20 protein-coding genes and 1 tRNA gene are annotated in these 21643 nt (G+C 60.4%); 10 read left to right on the top strand and 11 right to left on the bottom strand.

The genetic code is table 11. The features are described 5' to 3' along the window. The first annotated feature begins 1 nt into the window (after window position 1). The 7 genes from HPDFL43_RS05175 (at window position 2) to HPDFL43_RS05145 (ending at window position 6850) form a co-directional block, all read left to right on the top strand. Window positions 2-1453, top strand: a complete 1452-nt coding sequence (locus HPDFL43_RS05175) for a LutB/LldF family L-lactate oxidation iron-sulfur protein (protein ID WP_007196215.1) — start codon at window positions 2-4, stop codon at window positions 1451-1453. Next, entirely contained in the window at window positions 1450-2121 is a 672-nt protein-coding gene (locus tag HPDFL43_RS05170; protein ID WP_007196214.1) for a LutC/YkgG family protein, read from the top strand. Before HPDFL43_RS05175 ends, HPDFL43_RS05170 begins: the two co-directional genes overlap by 4 nt. Before the next feature lie 103 nt (window positions 2122-2224). Continuing rightward, entirely contained in the window at window positions 2225-2869 is a 645-nt protein-coding gene (locus HPDFL43_RS05165) for a LysE family translocator (protein WP_007196213.1), read from the top strand. Window position 2870: 1 nt separating this feature from the next. After that, a complete protein-coding gene (locus HPDFL43_RS05160; protein ID WP_007196212.1) occupies window positions 2871-3518 on the top strand; it encodes a hypothetical protein in 648 nt (215 codons plus the stop codon). A 39-nt stretch (window positions 3519-3557) separates the two neighbouring features. Then, a complete protein-coding gene (locus HPDFL43_RS05155) occupies window positions 3558-4292 on the top strand; it encodes a 16S rRNA (uracil(1498)-N(3))-methyltransferase (RefSeq protein WP_040449689.1) in 735 nt (244 codons plus the stop codon). Between the two features lie 151 nt (window positions 4293-4443). Beyond that, entirely contained in the window at window positions 4444-5817 is a 1374-nt protein-coding gene (locus HPDFL43_RS05150) for a glutamate--cysteine ligase (protein ID WP_007196210.1), read from the top strand. Between the two features lie 163 nt (window positions 5818-5980). Further along, the gene (locus tag HPDFL43_RS05145; RefSeq protein WP_007196209.1) at window positions 5981-6850 is read left to right on the top strand and encodes a DUF937 domain-containing protein; all 870 of its coding nucleotides are present in this window, start codon (window positions 5981-5983) and stop codon (window positions 6848-6850) included. Window positions 6851-6953: 103 nt separating this feature from the next. Here HPDFL43_RS05145 and HPDFL43_RS05140 read toward each other — a convergent pair whose 3' ends face one another. Further along, the gene (locus HPDFL43_RS05140; protein WP_007196208.1) at window positions 6954-7247 is read right to left on the bottom strand and encodes a DUF1127 domain-containing protein; all 294 of its coding nucleotides are present in this window, start codon (window positions 7245-7247) and stop codon (window positions 6954-6956) included. 160 nt (window positions 7248-7407) lie between these two features. On the opposite strand from HPDFL43_RS05140, the gene HPDFL43_RS05135 reads away from it, so the two are divergent. Further along, window positions 7408-8367: a LysR substrate-binding domain-containing protein gene (locus tag HPDFL43_RS05135; RefSeq protein ID WP_007196207.1), complete on the top strand. Its 960-nt coding sequence runs from the start codon at window positions 7408-7410 to the stop codon at window positions 8365-8367. Window positions 8368-8489: 122 nt separating this feature from the next. On the opposite strand, the gene katG is transcribed toward HPDFL43_RS05135, so the two are convergent. Beyond that, window positions 8490-10661, bottom strand: coding sequence for a catalase/peroxidase HPI (katG, locus tag HPDFL43_RS05130; RefSeq protein WP_007196206.1), 2172 nt, complete (start codon window positions 10659-10661; stop codon window positions 8490-8492). 289 nt (window positions 10662-10950) lie between these two features. Here katG and HPDFL43_RS05125 point away from each other — a divergent pair, with 289 nt between their 5' ends. Continuing rightward, complete coding sequence (locus HPDFL43_RS05125) at window positions 10951-11883, top strand: hydrogen peroxide-inducible genes activator (protein WP_007196205.1); 933 nt, start codon at window positions 10951-10953, stop codon at window positions 11881-11883. A 4-nt stretch (window positions 11884-11887) separates the two neighbouring features. On the opposite strand, the gene HPDFL43_RS05120 is transcribed toward HPDFL43_RS05125, so the two are convergent. The 6 genes from HPDFL43_RS05120 to HPDFL43_RS05095 all read right to left on the bottom strand — a co-directional run bounded on the left by HPDFL43_RS05120 (window position 11888) and on the right by HPDFL43_RS05095 (window position 18259). Continuing rightward, a complete protein-coding gene (locus HPDFL43_RS05120; RefSeq protein WP_007196204.1) occupies window positions 11888-12301 on the bottom strand; it encodes an MAPEG family protein in 414 nt (137 codons plus the stop codon). Window positions 12302-12423: 122 nt separating this feature from the next. After that, on the bottom strand, window positions 12424-13023 hold the full coding sequence (locus tag HPDFL43_RS05115) for a hypothetical protein (RefSeq protein WP_007196203.1): 600 nt from the start codon (window positions 13021-13023) through the stop codon (window positions 12424-12426). Beyond that, the gene (gene guaB / locus HPDFL43_RS05110; protein ID WP_007196202.1) at window positions 13023-14525 is read right to left on the bottom strand and encodes an IMP dehydrogenase; all 1503 of its coding nucleotides are present in this window, start codon (window positions 14523-14525) and stop codon (window positions 13023-13025) included. Before guaB ends, HPDFL43_RS05115 begins: the two co-directional genes overlap by 1 nt. Window positions 14526-14749: 224 nt before the next feature. After that, on the bottom strand, window positions 14750-15736 hold the full coding sequence (locus HPDFL43_RS05105) for an MBL fold metallo-hydrolase (RefSeq protein WP_007196201.1): 987 nt from the start codon (window positions 15734-15736) through the stop codon (window positions 14750-14752). 166 nt (window positions 15737-15902) lie between these two features. Continuing rightward, window positions 15903-16646, bottom strand: coding sequence for an RlmE family RNA methyltransferase (locus tag HPDFL43_RS05100; RefSeq protein WP_007196200.1), 744 nt, complete (start codon window positions 16644-16646; stop codon window positions 15903-15905). After that, window positions 16643-18259, bottom strand: a complete 1617-nt coding sequence (locus tag HPDFL43_RS05095) for a Ppx/GppA phosphatase family protein (RefSeq protein ID WP_007196199.1) — start codon at window positions 18257-18259, stop codon at window positions 16643-16645. The genes HPDFL43_RS05100 and HPDFL43_RS05095 overlap by 4 nt, the downstream gene beginning before the upstream one ends. A 243-nt stretch (window positions 18260-18502) precedes the next feature. Between HPDFL43_RS05095 and HPDFL43_RS05090 the strand changes: the two genes are divergently transcribed. Beyond that, a tRNA-Gln gene (locus tag HPDFL43_RS05090) sits at window positions 18503-18576 on the top strand. 209 nt (window positions 18577-18785) lie between these two features. Here HPDFL43_RS05090 and HPDFL43_RS05085 read toward each other — a convergent pair. The 3 genes from HPDFL43_RS05085 to HPDFL43_RS21275 are packed head-to-tail and all read right to left on the bottom strand — an operon-like array spanning window position 18786 to window position 21310. After that, the gene (locus tag HPDFL43_RS05085; RefSeq protein WP_007196197.1) at window positions 18786-20504 is read right to left on the bottom strand and encodes a recombinase family protein; all 1719 of its coding nucleotides are present in this window, start codon (window positions 20502-20504) and stop codon (window positions 18786-18788) included. A 3-nt stretch (window positions 20505-20507) separates the two neighbouring features. After that, window positions 20508-20957, bottom strand: coding sequence for a DUF2924 domain-containing protein (locus HPDFL43_RS05080; RefSeq protein ID WP_007196196.1), 450 nt, complete (start codon window positions 20955-20957; stop codon window positions 20508-20510). Continuing rightward, the gene (locus tag HPDFL43_RS21275) at window positions 20954-21310 is read right to left on the bottom strand and encodes a DUF3489 domain-containing protein (protein WP_156970201.1); all 357 of its coding nucleotides are present in this window, start codon (window positions 21308-21310) and stop codon (window positions 20954-20956) included. Before HPDFL43_RS21275 ends, HPDFL43_RS05080 begins: the two co-directional genes overlap by 4 nt. Window positions 21311-21643: the final 333 nt, after the last annotated feature.

Below are 21643 nucleotides of genomic sequence, written 5' to 3'. Positions count from 1 at the left end.
CATGGAACTCGCCGCCAAACATTTCAAAGCCAGCGCCACCAAGGCGCTTGCCGACGCGCAACTGCAAAAGGCACTCGGCAATGTCGAAAAGGGCTTTATAGGCAAGCGGAAGAAGGCAGCCGATGCGCTGCCGGAATTCGAAGCGCTCCGTGACAATGCCCGCGACATCAAGAACCATGTGCTGGCCCATCTCGATCTCTATCTCGAGGAGTATGAGGCGAAGGTGACAGCATCGGGCGGGCATGTGCACTGGGCCGAAACTGCCGAAGATGCACGTCGTATCGTGCTCGAGATCTGCCAGAATGCCAACGCAAAGACGGTGACCAAGGGCAAGTCGATGATCACCGAGGAGATCGCGCTCAACGATCACCTGTCTGCCAATGGCATCGAGCCGGTTGAAACCGATCTGGGCGAATACATCATCCAGCTTCGCGGCGAACACCCCAGCCACATCATTGCTCCGGCCGTGCATCTGAACAAGGAGCAGGTCGAGGATGACTTCCGGCGGGTGCACACCCATCTCAAAGCGGATCGCGATCTGAGCGAGCCGGTGTCGCTGCTCAGCGAAGCCCGCGAGGTGCTCAGGAAGCGCTATTTCGCAGCCGATGTGGGCATCACCGGCGCCAATTTCCTGATTGCCGAAACCGGCACGTCGGTGATCGTCACCAATGAGGGCAATGGCGACCTGACCCAGACGCTCGGCAAGGTTCATGTCGTGGTTGCCTCGATCGAGAAGATCGTGCCGACGCTTGAGGACACCGCACAGATCCTGCGGGTGCTCGCACGTTCCGCCACCGGTCAGGACATGAGCGTCTACACCACATTCTCCACCGGCCCGAAACGCGAAGAGGATCCCGACGGGCCGGGTGAGTATCACGTCGTTCTGCTCGACAATGGCCGCTCGTCGATGCTCGGCACAGAATATCAGGACATGCTGCGCTGCATCCGCTGCGGCGCCTGCATGAACCATTGCCCGGTCTATCACGCAGTCGGCGGTCACGCCTATGGCTCGGTCTATCCCGGCCCGATGGGCGCGGTGCTGACGCCTTCACTCAACGGCATTGACGAAACCGGGCAATTGCCCAACGCCTCGACCTTTTGCGGGCGCTGCGAAAGCGTCTGCCCGATGCGCATTCCTTTGCCCAAGATGATGCGGCACTGGCGCGAACGCGAGTTCGAGCGCAATCTGACGCCGTCGACGGCGCGTTACGGGCTGAAATTCTGGGCCTTCTTCGCCAAGCGGCCAAAACTCTACCGGTTGGCGGCCTCCTTCGGAATGCCGCTTCTGTCGATGTTCGGCGGGACATCGCGGCGGTTCAAGTCGCTGCCGCTGGCCGGAGGCTGGACCCGCTATCGTGACCTACCGGCTCCTGAAGGCCGCACTTTCCTGCAGGCCTGGGCACAGCGTGAAGCGCTCAAACAGGAGCCGCTCAATCAAGGGGCCGGGCAATGAGTGCGCGTGAGAGCATTCTCGCCAAGGTCCGCCAGGCTGTTCAGGCCTCCGGCGATGATGCCGAGCGGCGCGCGACTGTGGCCGGCCGACTGGCCGAAGCGCCCAAGGGCATCATCCCCAAGCGCGGACAATTGCCCAAAGCGGGGCAGGTCGATCTGTTCTGCGCCATGGCCGAGCAGTTTGGTGCAAGCGTCGCCCGGGTTGGCGACTACACCGATGTGCCAGCCGAAGTTTCGGCCTATCTGAGGGCCCGCAACCTGCCGTCCGAAATCCGCATCGGCGCCGACAAGCGGCTCAAAAAGGCGAAATGGGCGTCTGAAAAGACCCTCGAGGTCCATGATGGCGCTTCCGATGGGGGCGACCTTTCAGGGGTCAGCCATGCACTGGCAGGTGCTGCGGAAACCGGCACGCTGGCGATGATGTCGGGCCCGGACAACCCGACAACGATCAATTTTTTGCCCGAACATCACATCGTGGTGGTCAAGGCGAGCGACATCAAGGGCGATGTTGAAAGCATCTGGACGATGCTGCGCAAGGCAAAGGGCAAGGGCGAGATGCCCCGAGCCCTCAATCTGATCACCGGCCCCTCGCGCTCCGGCGACATCGAACAAACGATCATTCTGGGCGCCCACGGCCCACGGGCGCTGCATATTGTCGTTGTGGATTGAGTCGGGTTCACCACCAGCAGCCGTGAATGCTTCCAGCTTGATGTCTTGACCTTGCCAGCGGTCTGCGGCTTGGTTGACCTCACACAATTGCCGGAGATCACTGATGCTCGTATCACCTGAACATTTCGCCGCCTTTGTCGTTGCGAGCATCATTCTGCTGATCATTCCGGGACCGACTATCATCATGGTGATCACCCAGGCATTGGCCCATGGCCGCAGAACCGCGCTGGCGAGTGTCATGGGTGTCGGGTTGGGTGATCTGCTGGCCACATCGCTGTCGATTGCCGGCGCCGGTGCCCTGCTGGCCGCATCGGCCTCGCTGTTTCAGGTGCTCAAATTCGTCGGCGCCGCCTATCTGATCTGGATCGGCTATAAGATGTGGCGCGCGCCGGTGACCATCCCGGACATCGACGGCACGGACATCGTCGCGTCCGGCACTGTGAAACCCGGCGCAATTTTTCGCGATTCCTTTCTGGTCACCGCACTCAACCCGAAGGGCATCCTGTTTTTCGTGGCCTTTGTGCCGCAGTTTATTGATCCGGCCCTGCCCTATCTGCCGCAGGCCGCAACCTATGTGCTCAGCTTCACATTGCTCGGCGTGATCAATGCCGCGATGTTTGCCTATGCGGCCGCGGGTGCGCGTCAGACCATTCGCCGCCCGGGGGTGATGCGGGTGGCGATGCGCACGGGCGGATCACTGCTGATGATGGCAGGCGTGGCGGCAGCGCTGACCCGGCGCGCGAGCTGAGATGCCGCTTCAAAACCGCGTCGATCCATCGGGCCAAATTGAGAGGAATGCCGCGCGCGGGCTGTTCATGGGCAATCGTGGCGGCGCGCTGCACGATGCCAATCAAACGATCGTGCGGACCCGGAGGACCAGAACCTGGATCATCTGCCTGACCGAATTCAAGAACCGCAGGCGCAAGCTGATGCAGCCGGGAAAATACACCGAGCTGTTCTTTCTTGACGAGGCCGTGGCGCTGAGCGCCGGACACAGGCCCTGCTTTGAATGCCGCCGGCAAGACGCGCTGGCCTTCGGTGCAGCGCTGGCGCGTGCCAGATGCATGAGCAGGCTATCCGCGCCGCAGATCGATGATCTGCTCGAGGCTGACCGTATGATTCCCGCCGACCATCCCTCACGGCAGATCAGCATGAACAGGATCGGATCGCTTCCCGATGGCGCCTTTGTAAGTGATGACGAACATTACTTCGTCGTCTGCTCGGGCAAACTGCTGCGCTGGAGCTTTTCCGGGTATGAGCCCGTTGATGCCCCAGCGCGGATGAAGAAACACGTTCTGCTCCTGACAACGCCCAACGCATCACTCCAGGCACTCAGCCACGGCTACCGCCCGGTGTTTCATCCATCCGCCACCGGGACCATTGCGGGCCATATCTGATCTCTTGATCTTGAGCCCGGCATGCGCAAGAAAGCGACAATGCGCGCAAATTTCAAACTGCAACGGCTCTATCTCGACGCCCCTCTCGTCCCACGGCAGCGGGCGGCAATGCGCAAGGAGCAGGCTCACTATCTCCTCACCGTTCTGCGGATGGCTGAAGATCAGCAGGTCCTGGTGTTCAACGGACGCGACGGCGAGTTTCTCTCCGCGCTCAAGCCCTTGAGTAAAAAGGCCGCAGAGCTCGAGATTGTCGAGCAGACCCGCCCGCAGCCGCCTCTTCCGCGGCTCGATTTCCTGTTTGCACCGCTGAAGGTGGGCCGGCTTGAGTACCTGGTGCAGAAGGCCACCGAGATGGGTGTGCGCCAGATCACGCCGGCATTCACCGACCATACCCAGTTGCACAAGGTCAATGCCGCGCGGCTTGAGGCCAACATTCTGGAAGCGGCCGAGCAATGCGGCAATCTGGCGATCCCTCAATTGCAGGAGGCGCAGAAACTTGACGCGTTGCTTGATGGATGGGACCCGGCACGGCGGATTATCTTCTGCAATGAGAGCCAGGCGGGCAACAATCCGACGGACATCCTCTCAGCGGTGGAAGAACGGGACCTGGCCTTGCTGGTCGGACCCGAAGGCGGGTTTTCGGACCGGGAACGAGAGAGACTGCTCGCCCTGCCCTTCCTGACGGCGATTCCGCTGGGGCCACGAATCCTGCGTGCCGACACCGCCGCCGTGGCTGCTCTGACCGCAGTTCAGATGACGATTGGCGACTGGTAGCAAACCGGGGCCGCCAAACATCACAGACCGGATCAATTCTGTTTGATGCAGTGGACAGGGTTTTTTGCTTGCAAGCCGGGGCTGTTCCGGTTCAATCAGCGTCAGGTGCGGGCTTCGGCTGCGCAAATGACATGAGAATGAAGGGCCTCTTATGGCGCGCGATACGACTGACGACACACCGATCACCTCGGTGAATGAGCTGGCCGACTGGATGGCTGCAGGATGCAAACCGAAGCAGGACTGGCGGATCGGAACCGAGCACGAGAAATTCGTGTTCTACACGGAATCACTCGATCCGGTTCCCTATGAGGGCGAACGTTCGATCCGCGCCCTGCTTGACGGCATGGCGAACGTGCTCGGCTGGGAGCCGATCATTGATGCCGGCAAGATTATCGGGCTGGTCGGCCCCAGTGGCGACGGCGCCATCAGCCTGGAGCCGGGCGGACAGTTCGAGCTCTCGGGCGGGCCGCTTGAAACCATTCACGACACATGCCGCGAATCGAACGCGCATTTGGCCCAGCTTCAGGAAATCGCAGCCCCCATGGGCATCGGGTTTCTGGGCATGGGTGGCAGTCCGAAATGGAGTTTCGACGAGACCCCGAGAATGCCGAAATCGCGCTACGACATCATGACCCGCTACATGCCCAAGGTCGGCACCAAGGGCCATGACATGATGTACCGGACCTGCACGATCCAGGTGAACCTCGATTTCTCCTCGGAAGCCGACATGCGGCAAAAGATGCTGCTCGGGATGAAGCTGCAACCGCTTGCGACAGCTTTGTTCGCGGCCTCGCCGTTCACCGAAAGCAAGCCCAACGGGCTAGTTTCCTGGCGCGGCGATATCTGGCGCGACACCGACAACCAGCGCTCGGGACAACTGCCCTTCGTCTATTCCGATGATTTCGGTTTCATGGACTATGTCGAATGGGCGCTGGATGTGCCGATGTATTTCGTGCTGCGCGATGGCAAGTACCATGAAGCGACGCATGTGACGTTCCGCCAGTTCATGAATGGCGCGCTCAAGGGCGAACTGGCACAACCACTGCCAACAATCGGAGACTGGACCAACCATCTGGGCACATTGTTTCCCGATGCGCGGCTCAAGCGCTTTATCGAAATGCGCGGGGCCGATGGTGGGCCATGGCGCCGCATCTGCGCACTGCCTGCGCTCTGGGTGGGTCTGCTCTATGATGAAGCGGCGCTTGGCGAAGCCCTTGAGCTGACCCGTGACTGGAGCTTCGATGAGGTCAACGCGCTGCGTGATGCGACGCCGCGGGAGGGTTTGAACGCCACCATAAAGGGCCAGAACCTGCGCGACGTGGGCCGCACGGTTCTGGGTATCTCGCGGCGCGGGCTGGTCAACCGGGCCTGTCTCAATTCCGAAGGCAATGACGAGAGCCATTTTCTCGCCCCGCTTGAGGAATCTATCGCCCGCGGCACCACCCTGGCCGAGGAAATGCTGGCGCTCTATCACGGCCGCTGGGACGGATCGATCGAGCCGGTGTTCAGAGACTACGCCTACTAAGCCTTACTGCCCGGCGGTGTGTTCAGTCCGCGTCAGGTGTTGTGATCGGCGTTTCCTGCTGGGCAGGCCACAGGCCAAAAATCCCGGCTGCGCTGTAGGCACATTGGGCGCGTCGGTATAGTCTCTTCTGAGGCCTGGGAGGGCAATGGAGGAGACAAGACCAATGATGCCGCTTTTCGACATGATGATGAACGCCCAGAATGGTGATGCGATGCGCACAATGGCGCAGCAGTTCGGGCTGAGCGAAAGCCAGGTCGAACAGGCCATGGCTGCGCTGATGCCGGCATTTTCCACCGGACTGAAACGCAATGCATCGACGCCGGCGGACATGTCGGACTTCCTGTCCGCACTCGCCAGCGGCAATCATGCGCAATATTTCGACGACATGCAGTCCGCGTTCGCGCCACAGGGCGTGGCAGACGGCAACGGCATCCTGGGGCATCTTTTCGGCTCCAAGGAGGTCAGCCGGGCGGTGACGAAGCAAGCCGAAGCAGCGACCGGGATCGGTCAGGACATTCTCAAACAGATGCTTCCGGTGATCGCCAGCGCCGTGATGGGCGGGCTGTTCAAGCAGTCCACCGGGCAAATGCAGGCGCAGTCTTCGGCGGCGGCCAATCCGATCGGCGATCTGATTTCGGAAATGATGCGCCAGGGAATGGGTGGCAGCCGGGCACCGCGAACCCCGCAGGCCTCGCCGATGGACAATCCGCTGGGCCAGATACTTGAGGGCATGTTCGGCGGTGGGCAGCCACAAAGATCACAGCCGCGCGCCGATCAGGGCGCGAACCCCTTTGGCGACAATCCTCTCGGCAAGATCTTTCAGGACATGCTGGGCGGTGCGATGGGTGGCAATCAGGCACCAGCGCCGGACGTACAGCCAAAGCCAGACCAAATGGCTTCTGGCCGGCAGCGCAATCCCTATGACGATCTTTTCGGCCAGATGTTCGATTCCGGAAAAGAAGTTCAGAGGGGCTACCAGCAGAACATGGAATCGATTTTCGACCAGTACCTCAAAGGCATGAACCGGGGCTGAAGCGTATCGCTTCAGGGTATGAAAAACCCGGCCGCTGCAGCATGGGAAGCTAGCAGAGCGGCCGGGGAAACGCGGGACACAGGGCAGTATCCCGCAGGGGACCTCACTGGGAGTGGTCGGCCTGCCGACGGATGTTGTTCCGGGCGCGGCGGGCGAATTCAATGGTCGGATCAACTGTCAGGGGCTTTGACAGCGCAAAGCCCAGATCCTCCCGGGTCAACCCAATGTCATTGAGCTGGTGATCCGAAAACTCCTCAAGCTTATGGGCTACCACACGATTTCGCAGGGTACGGACCAAGGTTCGCGCCTTGGCGGTCGCGGTGTAGAGAACGGTGAACAAAGCCGAAGCGCTGCTTAAGGCAGATGTGCGGGCGGCAACAAAGCTGCGTGCGTTCATGACAGTTTTCCTTGGTCGAACATTGCACCGTTTCTCAAAGGCCGGCGCAGGACCCTGCAGGCCTGAATTCGGCTTGCACATTCTGTGTCTCAAAAAACGATTGATCAGACCAGCGAATGTTTCTAATCTTTATCATCAGTATTCTTGATAGGACCTTCCGATGCCTGCACCTCTCGATATCGATCAACTGCAGACCTTTGTCGCCATTGTTGACACCGGCAGCTTCACCCGCGCGGCTGACAAGGTCTTCAAGACCCAGAGTGCGGTCTCGATGCAGATGCGGCGCCTGGAGGAGCGGGTCGGCAAGACGCTGTTTGTCCGCGACGGCAGACTGAACCGGCTGAGCGAAGACGGCGAGCGGATGCTTGGCTATGCGCGGCGGATCATCCGGCTGAACAACGAGACCATTGCCGCCTTTGACGATCAGCAGCTTGAAGGATCAATCAGAATCGGGACGCCGGATGATTACGCCGACCGTTACATGCCCGGCATCATCGCCCGTTTTGCAAAAACCAATCCGAATGTGGAACTCTACATCGAGTGCGAACCCTCCGTTGAACTTTCGGCACGCCTCAATCGTGGCGAACTGGATGTGGCGCTGGTCACGCACAATCCGCGGGAACGCACCTCCGAAGTGGTGCGGACCGAACCGCTCTACTGGGTAACCTCCTTCAACCACACGGTCCATGAGGACACGGTGGTGCCGCTGGCGGTGGGACGCCGGTCCTGCAACTGGCGCAATCTCGCCTGCACCGCACTCGATTCAGCCGGCCGGGACTATCAGGTGCTTTTCACCAGCTGGTCGGCAACCGTCGTCGCCTCGGCAGTGCTGTCGGGGCTTGCGGTGTCGCTGCTGCCTGAATGCGCGGTCAGGCCCGGGATGCGGATCCTGTCGCCGGCTGATGGTTTTCCCTCGCTGGAGCCAGCCCAGATCGGCCTGATGAAACGCCCTGGTGCACCCACGGCACTGGTCAATGCGATCTGCGGCCACATTGCTGCAAGCCTCGACAACATCACACCGGCAGGCGCCGAGGACAACGCAAAGAACCTTGGACAGGGAGCGTCTTCGCGCCGCGACAACCGCAGCCGGGCCGATGGGGCAGTCTTGCCGGCCTGGTAATACCGGTATTGACCTCGAGCCATCATGGAATGGGCGAGTGGCGTTTTTCCTCCTCCACACGAAAACCGGGGCCTTGCGGCCCCGGTTCCATGCTTCACAAGTCTCGTGAAACTGCTTCCTGATCAGGCGAGATCGAAGCGATCAGCGTTCATCACCTTGGTCCAGGCCGCGATGAAGTCATTGACAAACCTCTCACTCGCATCGTCCTGGGCGTAGACTTCCGCATAGGCACGCAGGATGGAGCTCGAACCGAACACCAGGTCGACGCGCGATGCGGTCCACTTGACGGCGTTGGTCTTGCGGTCACGGATCTCGTAAGAGCCATTGCCTGCAGGAGCCCACTTGTTGGCCATGTCGGTGAGGTTGACGAAGAAGTCCGTCGTGAGCGCACCTTCACGGTCGGTGAAGACCCCATGCTTGGTACCGCCATAATTGGTGCCAATGACGCGCATGCCGCCGACCAGTACAGTCATTTCCGGCGCGGTCAGACCCATCAGCTGGGTGCGGTCGAGCATCATCTCTTCCGCGCTGACAACGTAGTCCTTCTTGAGCCAGTTGCGGTAACCGTCCGCGAGCGGCTCGAGCACGTCGAAGGACGCCGCGTCGGTCATTTCATCCGTTGCATCACCACGGCCCGGAGAAAAAGGAACCGAGACGTCAAAGCCGGCTGCCTTGGCGGCCTTTTCGACACCGACATTGCCGGCAAGCACGATCACGTCGGCCAGGCTTGCACCGGCGTCAGCGGCGATCGGCTCAAGTACAGCAAGAACCTTGGCGAGACGTGCCGGTTCATTGCCTTCCCAGTCCTTCTGCGGAGCGAGACGGATGCGGGCCCCGTTCGCGCCTCCGCGCAGGTCCGACTGGCGGAAGGTACGGGCGCTGTCCCAGGCCGTCGCCACCATTTCGGAGACAGACAAGCCGGACGTGGCGATCTTCGCCTTGACCGCATCGACATCATAGCCGGTGGGTCCTGCCGGGATCATGTCCTGCCAGATCAGATCCTCCTGAGGCACATCAGGGCCGAGGTAGCGGATCTTCGGACCCATGTCGCGATGGGTCAGCTTGAACCAGGCGCGGGCAAAGGTGTCCTTGAAGTACTCCGGATCAGCCATGAACTTCTCGCAGATGGCGCGGTAGGTCGGATCCATCTTCATGGCCATGTCGGCATCGGTCATCATCGGCATGCGGCGAACCGACGGATCGGTCGCGTCGACCGGCTTATGCTCTTCCTTGATGCCGATCGGCTGCCACTGGTTTGCACCGGCAGGGCTCTTGGTCAGTTCCCACTCATAGCCGAACAGCAGCTCGAAATAGCCCATGTCGAACTTGGTCGGATGGGTTGTCCAGGCGCCTTCGATGCCGGAGGTGACGGCATTGGTTGCCTTGCCCGCCAGGCTTGGATTGATCCAGCCCAGGCCCTGGTTCTCGATGTCGGCGGCTTCCGGCTCAGCACCCAGCGCATTCGCATCGCCATTGCCGTGTGCCTTGCCGACGGTGTGACCACCAGCAGCGAGGGCAGCGGTTTCCTCATCGTTCATGGCCATGCGGGCGAAGGTTTCGCGGACCTGGGCGGCAGTCTTCAGCGGGTCAGGCTGACCGTTGACGCCTTCCGGGTTGACGTAGATCAGACCCATCTGAACCGCAGCCAGTGGATTTTCCATCGTGTCGGGCTTGGCCACGTCCTGATAGCGTGTATCGGATGGCGCAAGCCATTCCTTTTCGGCACCCCAATAGGTGTCGGTTTCGGGATGCCAGATATCCTCGCGGCCGAAGCCGAAGCCAAAGGTCTTCAGGCCCATGGATTCATAGGCAATGTTGCCTGCGAGCAGGATAAGGTCTGCCCAGGACAGCTTGTTTCCGTACTTCTTCTTGATCGGCCACAAAAGGCGGCGCGCCTTGTCCAGGTTGCCGTTGTCCGGCCAGGAGTTGAGCGGAGCGAAACGGATATTGCCGCCGCCGCCGCCGCCACGGCCATCAGCCAGACGGTAGGAACCGGCAGAGTGCCAAGCCAGACGGATCATCAAGCCACCGTAGTGACCATAGTCTGCCGGCCACCAGTCCTGGCTCTCGGTCATCAGGGCATGGAGGTCTTTCTTCAGGGCGTCGAAATCCAGCTTCTTGAGCTCTTCACGGTAGTTGAAGGCCTTGCCCAGCGGATCGGTCTTGGTGTCGTGCTGATGCAGTATGTCAAGGTTCAGGGCCTTGGGCCACCAGTCAGTCACAGTCGTGCCAGTCGCCGTCATACCGCCGTGCATGACGGGGCACTTCCCAGCGCTGTCATTGAGGTCTTTCATGTGTGTTCCCATGTCCCGTCTCCAGTCGAATTGCAGGGTTTTGTAGGTTGGGGGCACACTTCGAAGGGATCTCTGTCACAAGACCGCTTCGCGCGCCGCTCCCCGCGGATCATAAATATTAGCGCATGTTCACGCTGTCAGGTTTGATGGTGGTCAATCATGAAGTGCTCGATCTGGGGCGACCAACGCACCATCCTCCCGGCAGGTGTTGTTTTGAACGATTCCAATCTGGCCGACTCTGGCGATAATTTCCAATTGTATTTTCAAGTTTTAATGATAATTTTTTCCTATGATAACGCTGAAGCAATTGACCTATTTCGAAGCCCTCGCCCACACGCTCCATTTCGGCCGAGCGGCGGAACGCGCCAATGTCTCCCAGCCGGCCCTTTCGGCGCAGATAGCCGAACTCGAGAACCGTCTTGGCTGCCGTCTTGTGGAGCGCACCCGCGGCGCAATCGTGCTGAGCGAGAGCGGCCAGCGGCTGCTGCCGGCGTTCCGCAGGGTTCTCGCCGAGGTCCGTTCGATCGAGGAACAGGTACAGCAGACCACCGGACTGCTGACCGGGCGAATGCGGATCGGAATGATCCCGACGATTGCGCCCTATCTGCTTCCAGCGCTGGCGCCCGAATTGACAAAGCGTTTTCCGCAGCTTGATTTCGGGGTACGTGAAGCGATCACGGAAACGCTGGTCTCACAGCTGCGCAATGGTGATCTCGATGCGGTGATCGCCGCACTTCCGATCAAGGAAACCGGCCTAAGCCACCGGGTGTTATTTGAGGACCGATTCGTCATGGCCGTGTCGAACAATGACCGGGACATTCTCGATTCACCGCTCAACCGCCACAAGGCTGCCTTCGACCGGCTGCTGCTGTTGGAGGAAGGCCACTGCCTGCGTGATCAGGCGCTGTCGGTCTGCCAGGAGCACAGCGATGTGGCACTGGTCAATTTCGGCGCGACATCGCTGACGACGTTGCTGCAGATGGTGGCGCACGGGATGGGCCGCACGCTGTTGCCGGAAATCGCACTCTCCGCTGAAAGTCCGCGGCTCGGCGACATCCGCTTCGTGCCCTTTGCGCCGCCGGCGCCATCGCGCGAGATTGCCGTGTTCTTTCGCAGCGCCAGCGAACGCCAGGCAGACTACGAGGCGTTTGCGGATGTTGCCGCCGAGATCGGCAACGATATCCTGAAAGCCGGAAGGCCGGGCATGAGACTGACGGCCTGATGCTTCAGGCGATGTGGACCGCCAGCAGCACCCATTGCGCCAGATTGATCAGCAGGCTGACAATGAACAGGCGTCGCCGGATGCCGACCCGGTTTGAGGTGACATGGACATAGGCATGGGCGGCACGGGACAGAACGAATGCCCAGGCCACAACCACCGCTGCCGTACCTGCGCCGCCGGTCAGAAAGAGCGAGATGCAGGCCACATAGAACAGCACCGGCAGTTCGAACTGGTTGGCAAGATTGCGGGCAACCGAGGCGCTCGGTTCCGGCTCGACAAACGGCACCTTGAAATCCGACGCCTTGGCGGTACCGGCCTTGACCGCACCCACACGGCGCACAGACACCAGCACATAGATGGCGTAGGTGAGAAGAACCTGGGCCATGATCGGCCAGAAAATTGCGGTGGATGTGGTCATCGGGCTTTACCAGTTTTATTGGATATCAAAGCCGCTTGGTACTTGGCCGAGCACCTCATGGCAAATCACAACAATGATGCGCCTGTGCCGGCTCAGGAAAATGTGGTCGAGCATGGTGTCGCTCAGGGTGACCTGAGCTGATCTCGCCAGCGCTTCCCGCGACCGATCCAAATCGCTGCGATCAAGATGGAAGCGATTGCGATGGTGAGATACTTGCCGATGGTCAACCAGCGCAGAACCGGCACCAGTTCTGCGTTCAGAGCGAACTCGAGCGCGGCCGGACCAAACATCGTGTCGGCAACGGCGTTTTCCACATAATCAAAGCCCAGATAGCCCAACGCCAAGGCGAAAACCAGGCGAAGCCCGATGCGCGTCAGGCGTGGCGGAGTTGTTTCGCCGCTGGATGTTTTCAACCCCGCAAAGCCGAGAAACACAAGACTTGCTGCCAGCATCGGCGGGAACAGCAAATCCGAACCTTGATGCATCGACAGATAGGCGGTTGATGCACTTTTTTCGCCATCCGCAATGGCCTCAGCCTGTTGCGCCTTGAAGGCAGCATGCAGCGCTTGCGCGCCCCCAAGGTCATAGCCGAGCACCACCACGTCCGGCAGATCCATATTGTTGATCTCACGGCTGATGCCCGGGGCTTCAACCACTGCCATATGGACAAACAGAATGGCCGTCAGCCCACACAGAAGCCAGCCGGGCCATAGACGTTTCATTAGATGGAGCCGGGGTAATTCGGACTTTCGCGGGTGATCGTGACATCATGAGTGTGGCTTTCGCGCAGGCTTGCACCCGAAATGCGAACAAAAGTCGCGCGATCATGGAAGGCCTTGAGATCGGCAGCGCCGACATAGCCCATGGCAGCCTTCAAACCGCCGGCGAGCTGATGCAGAACACCCGAAACCGGCCCCTTGTAAGGCACCTGCCCCTCGATGCCTTCGGGCACCAGCTTCAAGGTGTCACGAACCTCGGCCTGAAAGTAACGGTCCGCAGATCCGCGCGCCATGGCGCCGACAGATCCCATGCCGCGATAGGCCTTGAACGAGCGGCCCTGGTGCAGATAGACCTCGCCCGGGCTTTCATCCGTGCCTGCGAGCAGCGAACCGATCATCGAGGCCGAGGCGCCGGCGGCAATCGCCTTGGCCAGGTCGCCCGAATACTTGATGCCGCCATCGGCGATCACCGGGATGTCATGCTTTTGCGCCTCTTCGACCGCGCTCATGATGGCGCTGAGCTGCGGCACCCCAACGCCGGCCACAATGCGGGTGGTGCAGATCGAACCCGGCCCGATGCCGACCTTGACCGCATCTGCACCTGCATCAATCAGCGCCCTTGTTCCTTCGGCCGTTGCCACATTGCCGGCCATGATGCGCACCGAGTTGGAGAGCTTCTTGGCACGGGTCACGGCATCGAGCACGCGCTGGGAATGGCCGTGCGCGGTGTCAATCACCAAGAGGTCGACGCCAGCAGCAATGAGGCGTTCGGCGCGCTCGAAACCGTCCTCGCCGACGGAAGTGGCCGCGGCGGCGCGCAAGCGGCCCTGGCTGTCCTTGGACGCGTGCGGATTGAGCTGCGACTTTTCGATGTCCTTGACCGTGATCAGGCCGACACAGCGTCCGTCGCCATCTACCACCACGAGCTTCTCGATGCGGTGGCTGTGCAACAAGCGCTTGGCTTCGGTCTGCTCGACGCTCTCCGTGACGGTGACCAGATTCTCATGGGTCATCAACTCACGGATTTTCTGTTTCGGGTCGGATGCAAAGCGGACATCCCGGTTGGTCAGGATACCGACCAGGTGACCGGGACCCGAGCTGTCGCCACCGCGGTGCTCGACCACGGGGATGCCCGAGATGCCATGGGCTTTCATCAGCGCCAACGCTTCCGACAGGGCCGCATCCGGACTGATGGTGACCGGATTGACGACCATGCCGCTTTCGAACTTCTTGACCTGATGAACCTGCTCGGCCTGCTCTTCCGGCGTGAGATTGCGGTGAATGACGCCGATGCCGCCGGCCTGCGCCATGGCGATGGCCAGCCGCGCCTCGGTTACCGTATCCATGGCCGATGAGATGATCGGCAGATTGAGTTCGAAATCACGGGCAATGCGGGTCGCGATGTTGACCTGCCCGGGCATGACTTCGGAATGGCCGGGCTGCAGCAGCACGTCGTCAAAGGTTAGTGCTTCCGCACCGGTAATGGATTGAATGATGGTCGCCATCGCCTGTCGTTTCCGTATGTTCGGGGCTGCGAAAACAGGCAGCCCGGGGCTTTTCGGTATCATGCGTTGGCAGCGGCAGGTACCACGCTTCCATGTCACTTGAAAGACCCTGATTGGATTTGGTCACCGAAATCCGCTGCAGTGCACATGGCAACCGGGCCGGAAGCAAAAAACCCGGACATTGCTGCCCGGGTTTTGAGGTTTTGGGTTTTGGTCTGCGGCTCTTACAGATCGAGCTGATAGGTTTCCGGGATGAAGCGGTAGCCTTCGCCGATCTTCTCGATGTAGCCGACAGACGGGAAAGGCATGTGGTACCCGACAAAGGCGAGCCGGTCCGCGGCGATCATGTCGAACACTGCTTTGCGGGTGCCGGCGGCACCGGCCTTGTCCATGTCGAAACGGACTTCCCAGTCGGGCCGCTGCAGCGAGAGCACAAAATGGTTGGCGGTGTCGGCGGTCAGCATCAGCTTGCGTCCGCCCGATTCAAGACCATAGATCATGTGACCGGGGGTATGACCGAAGGCCGCCATCGCGGTGATGCCGGGCACAACCGAACCGCCATCGCCAAGAAAAGTCATCTTCTCGGCCATCGGGACGACCTTGCTGACCACATTCTTGTGCGTGTTTTCCGCCGGTGTGCCGACGCGGTCCTCGGACGACCAGAAATCATACTCGGTCTGACCGGTGACATAACGTGCATTGGGATAGGCCGGAGCGCCGGCTTCCATCAGGCCGTTGACGTGGTCGCCATGCATATGGGTGATCACCACAATGGTGACCTGGTCAGGCGTGTAACCGGAGGCCTGCAGGTTCGCGAAGGTCTGGCCAACGCCACCTTCCCGACCGCCTTCACCATTGCCGGTGTCGAACAGGATCAGGTCGGTTCCGGTGTTAACCAGCGTCGGTGCAAAGCTGAACTGCATCTTGTCGACGGGCAGATAGGTCTCGGTCAGCAGCGCCTCGACATCGGACTGGGATGTATTCATGCCGAAAATGCCGTGTGGATTCTCAACGATGCGATGGCCATCGGAGAGCACGGTGACCTCGAAATCACCCAGCGAAAACCGTTTGAAGGCAGCAGGCTGGGCAGCAGCCATAGCAACCTGTGCCTGGGCAGCGCGAACCATGATTTGCGGTGCGGCAAGGGCACCCGCTCCCAGGGCGGTTGCCTTGAACAGCGAGCGGCGGGAAAGACGTGATGTAAACGACATTATTTGATCCTCCAGATCCGGAATGGTAGCACGGAGATGGCGCGCAAAGCACGAAGAACAAGCTCTGGGCGGTCGTTATTTGATGACGCAGTGTCAATTCAGCGTGGACAATGGCGACAACACAGCTTCAAATCCGCCACTCAAAAGAACCGCGATCCGGCGTGTCTCAGTCCGCGTCCGGACCCGACTCCTGGTCTGCGTCCGCCCGCGCGGCTGCCGCTCCGTGCCGCCCCTTGAAGCCCTTTGCCAGCACGAACATTTCAACCGATTCCGCCCGTGAGGACGGCGGCTTGATGTGGATGACCGACTTGAAGTTCTTCTTGAGCATGACCAGCAGGTCGTTCTCCGACCCGCCCTGGAAGGTCTTGGCCAGAAAATGCCCGCCGGGCGCAAGAACCTCTACGGCAAAATGCGCAGCCACTTCGCACAGGTGCATGGTGCGCAGGTGATCCGTCCGGCGATGGCCGGTGGTCGGTGCCGCCATATCGGACAGCACCACATCAGGCGCGCCGCCAAGCGCGTCCATCAGCGCTCTGGGAGCTGCATCATCGAGAAAGTCCATCTGCAGGAACCTGACCCCGGGAAGGCCATCCATTTCGAGAAAGTCGATGGCCACCACTTTCGGATCTGCATCGGTGGAATCGGTAACCTTGGCGGAGATCTGCGACCAGCCGCCCGGTGCAGCGCCGAGATCGATAATGCGGCGCGCCTTGTCGAGGATCTTGTGCTTGGTGTCGATCTCCAGAAGCTTGTAGACCGCGCGCGAGCGGTAGCCCTCCTGCCTGGCCTGCTGCACATAGGGATCATTGAGATGCCGCTCGACCCAACGCCGCGACGAGGCCTTGAGCTTGCCCTTCTTGACCTTCTGTCCAAGCTTGCGGCCGGTCGGCCCTGTTGGCGGTTTGGTCATGATTTCGCTCCGGGGTGCGGACGCTGCTTGCGGTTGCGGAAATTGCGGCCACGGCCGCGCCAGGCACCGTCGGCAGCCATCATTTCGTTCAGCAAACCTTCGCGCAGGCCCCGGTCGGCGACACGCATGCGCTGGGACGGCCAGCGCTTGCGGATCGACTGCAGGATCGCGCAACCGGCCAGCACCAGATCGGCCCGGTCCGCCCCGATGCAGGGATTGGCGGCACGCGCATCAAAGTCCCAGGACAGCAACATGTCGAGCATCCGGTCGACCTCGGAGTTGGACAGCCAAAGACCATCAACCTTGCGCCGGTCATAGCGCGGCAATTCCAGATGCAGGCCGGCCAGCGTGGTCACGGTTCCCGAAGTGCCGAGCAGATGCATGCGATCATCGCCAAGTCCCGAAAAGGCCGGCAATGGCGGCGCAACGAAGGCGGATAGCAGGTCGTCGACTTCAGCGACCATGGCTTCGAAGACCTCACGGGTGACCATGCAGCCGCCATGGCGTTCGGACAGGGTGACGACACCCACCGGCAGCGAGGTCCACGCCTTGATGTGGTTGGCGAGCCGGTTGGAGCGGTTTTCGGTCAGATCGATCATGGCGATCTCGGAGGAGCCGCCGCCAATGTCAAACAGCACCAGCCCGTCGGTATCCCGTTCAACCAGCGAGGAGCAGCCCGCGACAGCCAGCCGGGCCTCGGTTTCCCGGGTGACGATCTCGAGCTGCAGGCCGGTCTCGCGCTCGACGCGTTCAAGAAACTCCGTGCCGTTGCGTGCCGAGCGGCAGGCTTCGGTGGCAATCAGCCGCTGACGCCGCACCGGGCGGCTCTTGAGTTTGCTGGCGCAGATCTTGAGGGCCTCGACCGCACGGTCCATGGCACCGGCGGACAATTCACCGGTGGCGTCCAGCCCCTCGCCCAGCCGGACGATGCGGGAGAACGCATCGACCACGCGAAACTGACCCGGGCGGGTCGGCTGAGCGACAAGCAGGCGGCAATTGTTGGTGCCCAGGTCCAGCGCAGCGTAGAGATCATCATATTGACGGCGCGGTTGCGCGGCCGCGTGCGCTGCGCCATTGCCGAGCGACCGTTCTCCGGCCTGAACCTGAACCGGCTTGCCGACCGGGCTTGCATCCTCGGGCTGGCCCGGAGCCGTCTGCCTGGCCAGTGGCCGCCCCTGGATTGCGCGTCCGGGTTTTCTGCGCCTGCGGCGGCTCTTGCCCGTTGATGGCTTTCCGGACTCTGGAGCTGATGCAGCTGTCTTTGGTGCCGGGACTTCGGTGACAGAGCCGCCGTCAGCCTGTGCGGGCGTCGCCACCACGGCAGCTTTGGCCGCAGTTTTGCGACGGCGGCGCCTGCGGCGGCGGCCTGGCGCAGCGTGTTTGGATGTCTCGGCGGATTCACCGGCTGAGGCACCGCCCGACGGCGAAACGCCGGGTTTGGAGCCTGAAGTCGCGGTTTCCCCGCGCCCCTGTTCCACGCCTTCCGTCGCTGCCTTCTGGGCGCGTCCGGACGGGCTTTCACCTGCCAGTGATACCCCCGCGTTTGGCTTGTCGCCGTCCCGAAGGTCTTTCACGGTCTGTCCTGTCGTGCGCGGCAGACGAAAAGCCCGCATCGCGCGTCACGATTTGTTGTTGGGCAAAGACTATCAAAGCGGGCGCAAGAACGCAAAAGCCTTTTTGGCCATTGCGCCTCAACCGGATTGACCAAGCGGGCTGCGGCCTGAAATGCCATGAGGTCCAGAAGGGGCTGCGACGCGGCCTGCGGGAATCGAGAAAGTTTCACGACAGTGTTTGCATCCGCACCGATTATTGTTATACACCGCCGCGCTGACCGGTTCGCCGGTCCCGGCCATCGTTGGGGAATAGGTTAACGGTAGACCCACGGACTCTGACTCCGTTAGTCCTGGTTCGAATCCAGGTTCCCCAGCCACTCTTTCCAAGCTTTTGATCTGATTTACTTTCTCGCTCGGATTGCGGCTATATTTCATTGGCTTGCAAGCGCACTCGTGTGACTGAGACCGGATATGTGGCTTTTCCCGGCCCCTGAAACGCCGAAAGTCTCAGTCGGCCAATTTGGGGCTGACAGTTTGCCGAAAGAGCATCACCAGGCCATCGGGGTATTTGGGGTTTGGTGCTCAATCAGAGAGTCGCAACTATGCGCCGTTGTGCCTGCCAGTCCGATGGCATTGGATTGATGCCAAGCCATTTTGCGGTGAGGCCTAAGGGTTGATCGCCTTGGACGATCAGCTTGACGATGTCCGGGGCCAGGAATGCCAGGTCAATCACCTGCATGATCCGCCGCTTGGAGAGGTTTTCGCTCTCCGCGATGTCCTCGAATGTCTGGCCGTTCTTGATCGCGTCGTAGTACTGATGCGCCTTGGCTATGCTGCTGATCAGCGTGGTGTCGATCGGTTTCGCATGGTCAGTTCCGATCGTGAGCTTTGTCTCGACACCACGCTTTCTGAACTGGAACGGCAGCGTGAACATCAAAGCACCCGGGTTCAGTTCATCTTCCGAGATCTCGAGTGTGTCAGCGAGCGTTTCGGGACCGAGACTAATCTCAATTGCGCCGGGCCTGATGGTTCCCCTTTCGATGCAGGGGAGGATAGCGATCGGACTTTTCGTGCGCGATAGCACATCCAGTAGATCGAGGTTGCTGCCAATCTTTGAAATTATATCGGCTGCAGGATTGATCAGCAGATCGACGGGAAGCCGGTTGAGCAGATGGGACAGGATTGCGTTGGCAATCTGATCCTCAAGCGCCTTGGCTGGCAGCCTCCAGCCACCGGTCTTCCTGTTGCTATCGTCTTTCCCGGCAGTGTTGAGCAGGCGGTTCGAGACATAATAACGATAGCGCTTGCCCTTCTTGTTGGCTTGGCTCGGTGTAAGCATGTCGCCGACCTCATCAACAAGCTTACTGGCAAGCGGACTGATGATGACCCCATCCTTGCCCTGTCCCCGCTTTCGAGCAGCTCCTTCCTGCAGATGTTCCTGGACCTTATTCCAGACATTCTGATCGACGATTGGCGGATGCTGCCCTTCGTGGATTATGCCTTTGTGCCGGATGCGACCGGCATATACCGGGTTGGTCAGCAGGTAGTGAAGTGCTGCGCGCTCGAAAGGGACACTATAAGCATGAGGGTCGGTTGAAGGCGTTGTGGCGTCGCTTCCGTTTTCGTCAGGCCACATGTTAGCCTTCTTCTGCTTCCTCAACTTTACCTTGCCGCGCAGCCCCAGCCGGTTGGCGTGATCCACCACCGCCAGGATCGAGCGATGCTGAAGGTAGAGGTCATAGAGCGTTCTGACCGTCTCGGCCTCTCCCGGTACAATCTTCAATGTTCGTCCATCCGGCTCGTAGCCCAACGGGATGGCGCCTCCCATCCAAAGCCCCTTCTTCTTGGAAGCTGCGATCTTGTCCCTGATCCGCTCCGCTGTGACTTCGCGTTCAAACTGGGCGAAGGAGAGAAGCACATTGAGGGTTAGTCTGCCCATGCTGGTCGCGGTATTGAAGGATTGCGTCACCGACACGAACGACGCATCGGCTGCATCCAGCCGGTCGACCAGCTTGGCGAAATCCGCAAGCGATCTCGTGAGCCGGTCGATCTTGTAGACGACGATCTGGTCGACCAGCCCTTCATCCACATGCTGGAGCAGTTTCTTGAGTCCTGCCCTTTCCAGAGTACCACCGGAGATGCCGCCATCATCATAATGCTCGGGCAAAGCCACCCAACCTTCATGCTTCTGGCTGGCGATATAGGCGGCACAGGCCTCCCGCTGGGCATGGAGGGAATTGAACTCCTGGTCCAGCCCCTCCTCCGATGATTTCCGTGTATAAATGGCACAGCGGATCTTCTTCATTGTCTACCCCAATCCGAAGAAGCGTGGCCCGGACCAGTGGGCGCCGGTGATCTTCCGCGCAATGGCGCTCAGAGAGCGATATCGTTTGCCGTCCATCTGGAAGCCATCATCCAAGACCTCGATTTGGTAGGTTCTGCCATTCCACTCCCGGACCAGATGGGTTCCGGGCCTGAGAGAGGATTGGAGAGCCGGCTTTTGCCGTCCTCCTGCTTCAGATGATCTTTGTTCGGCCTTCAAAGCGGTTTTGAGAGCCCTTCGAACCGCGTTTGAATGACCGCCATACGCTTTGATCTGTGCTTCATAGGCCAATGCACTGCGCATGAACTGCACCGAGACATACTTGAGCGACTGACCTCCCATCGTACGCCGCCATTCGTCGATGCAGTCCTCGCGGGACATCGCTTCAAAGCGAGCGACATCCTGGACCTCCCCTGTCCTCACCATCCGGTTCATGACGATGCCTCGGCAGCTTCGGCTTCAATCTCCTCAACTGCGGCATTAATGGCATAGACCATTTCGCCTGTTTTCTGGGACTTCGACGTCACGATCTCATACCCACGCTTGCGCAGGCCTGAAATCGCAGCTCGCACCGTATGGGCTTGCCATCCCAGTCGGTCCGAGATCACCGAAATGCGGACTCCATTGGGCTTGGACAGCAGGGCCACCAACTGATCTTGCTTACTCTTGGAGCCTTTGTTGCCCGACTTCGCTGGAGTGGCGCCGCGCTTCCTTTTCGACGCATTTGCTGTCGCCGTGCCCGGACGCGCATTCTGGTCTGCTTCATTCTCGATGTTCTGGGTATTCATCTTGATCTCCACTCAGTTTTCGGAGCCGGATTATCCGGCCCCGCACTGAGTGAAGCCCGCACTGCGGGCAGGATCAGCATCGACACTCATTCCGCTGACCCGACAGCAGGAATGCTTGCCTTGACGGGGAAGTCCAGCAGGAGTTTGGAGACGTTACGGGACGTCGGTTGCCAAGCCTAAACATCGACTTCAGAGCGACCGCTTTGCGCCCCCAAGACGGTCGTTCGCGATCTTGGACCAAGCTCCCCTAAGCAGCCATTCGCTGCGCTCCGTATCCAGGTCTTAACAGGGCGCGAAGCTGCCGTTCACTGTTTCAGGAATGGGCGATTAAAT

It is taken from the genome of Hoeflea phototrophica DFL-43 (assembly GCF_000154705.2).
In the GTDB taxonomy this organism is placed as follows: domain Bacteria; phylum Pseudomonadota; class Alphaproteobacteria; order Rhizobiales; family Rhizobiaceae; genus Hoeflea; species Hoeflea phototrophica.
The sequence above is the reverse complement of the archived record's forward strand: the minus strand, read 5'-3'. Positions and strand labels throughout refer to the sequence as shown.

Coding starts and splice junctions, on each gene's coding strand:
- HPDFL43_RS05165 (WP_007196213.1), top strand. CDS start 2,225: ATGCTCGTATCACCTGAACATTTCGCCGCCTTTGTCGTTGCGAGCATC.
- HPDFL43_RS05150 (WP_007196210.1), top strand. CDS start 4,444: ATGGCGCGCGATACGACTGACGACACACCGATCACCTCGGTGAATGAG.
- HPDFL43_RS05085 (WP_007196197.1), bottom strand. CDS start 20,504: ATGAAGAAGATCCGCTGTGCCATTTATACACGGAAATCATCGGAGGAG.
- katG (WP_007196206.1), bottom strand. CDS start 10,661: ATGAAAGACCTCAATGACAGCGCTGGGAAGTGCCCCGTCATGCACGGC.
- HPDFL43_RS05140 (WP_007196208.1), bottom strand. CDS start 7,247: ATGAACGCACGCAGCTTTGTTGCCGCCCGCACATCTGCCTTAAGCAGC.
- HPDFL43_RS05105 (WP_007196201.1), bottom strand. CDS start 15,736: ATGTCGTTTACATCACGTCTTTCCCGCCGCTCGCTGTTCAAGGCAACC.
- HPDFL43_RS05160 (WP_007196212.1), top strand. CDS start 2,871: ATGCCGCTTCAAAACCGCGTCGATCCATCGGGCCAAATTGAGAGGAAT.
- HPDFL43_RS05135 (WP_007196207.1), top strand. CDS start 7,408: ATGCCTGCACCTCTCGATATCGATCAACTGCAGACCTTTGTCGCCATT.
- HPDFL43_RS05125 (WP_007196205.1), top strand. CDS start 10,951: ATGATAACGCTGAAGCAATTGACCTATTTCGAAGCCCTCGCCCACACG.
- HPDFL43_RS05080 (WP_007196196.1), bottom strand. CDS start 20,957: ATGAACCGGATGGTGAGGACAGGGGAGGTCCAGGATGTCGCTCGCTTT.
- HPDFL43_RS05155 (WP_040449689.1), top strand. CDS start 3,558: ATGCGCGCAAATTTCAAACTGCAACGGCTCTATCTCGACGCCCCTCTC.
- HPDFL43_RS05175 (WP_007196215.1), top strand. CDS start 2: ATGGAACTCGCCGCCAAACATTTCAAAGCCAGCGCCACCAAGGCGCTT.
- HPDFL43_RS05100 (WP_007196200.1), bottom strand. CDS start 16,646: ATGACCAAACCGCCAACAGGGCCGACCGGCCGCAAGCTTGGACAGAAG.
- HPDFL43_RS05115 (WP_007196203.1), bottom strand. CDS start 13,023: ATGAAACGTCTATGGCCCGGCTGGCTTCTGTGTGGGCTGACGGCCATT.
- guaB (WP_007196202.1), bottom strand. CDS start 14,525: ATGGCGACCATCATTCAATCCATTACCGGTGCGGAAGCACTAACCTTT.
- HPDFL43_RS05095 (WP_007196199.1), bottom strand. CDS start 18,259: ATGCGGGCTTTTCGTCTGCCGCGCACGACAGGACAGACCGTGAAAGAC.
- HPDFL43_RS05120 (WP_007196204.1), bottom strand. CDS start 12,301: ATGACCACATCCACCGCAATTTTCTGGCCGATCATGGCCCAGGTTCTT.
- HPDFL43_RS05170 (WP_007196214.1), top strand. CDS start 1,450: ATGAGTGCGCGTGAGAGCATTCTCGCCAAGGTCCGCCAGGCTGTTCAG.
- HPDFL43_RS05145 (WP_007196209.1), top strand. CDS start 5,981: ATGATGCCGCTTTTCGACATGATGATGAACGCCCAGAATGGTGATGCG.
- HPDFL43_RS21275 (WP_156970201.1), bottom strand. CDS start 21,310: ATGAATACCCAGAACATCGAGAATGAAGCAGACCAGAATGCGCGTCCG.